General features: G+C 61.9%; 1 pseudogene. It reads left to right on the top strand.

The window, feature by feature from the left end:
• Positions 1 to 336, top strand: a pseudogene (locus AACY52_RS31840) (IS21 family transposase); the annotation flags it as partial.

Genomic DNA, 336 nt, shown 5'->3' with positions numbered 1-336 from the left:
TCCTGGTGCCCGATAATCTGCGCAGTGGCGTCACCAAGGCGCATCGCTACGAGCCGGACATCAACCCCAGTTACCGCGATCTCGCCGAGCATTACGGCGTAGCCGTACTGCCCGCGCGTTCGCGTAAGCCCAAGGACAAAGCCAAGGTCGAAGTGGGCGTGCAAGTCGTCGAACGCTGGATCCTGGCAGTGCTGCGCAACCGCCAGTTCTTCTCGCTCGGTGAACTGAACACGGCAATTGGCGGGCTGCTCGAACGCCTCAATCAAAAGCCCTTCAAGAAGCTGCCCGGCTCACGCCGCTCGGCCTTCGAGACCATCGACCAACCCGCACTGCAAC

The organism is Pseudomonas sp. EA_65y_Pfl1_P113 (assembly GCF_963970525.1).
Classification (GTDB): Bacteria; Pseudomonadota; Gammaproteobacteria; order Pseudomonadales; family Pseudomonadaceae; genus Aquipseudomonas; species Aquipseudomonas tritici.
Note: the sequence above shows the minus strand (reverse complement) of the source record. Positions and strands in the feature narration are given on the sequence as shown.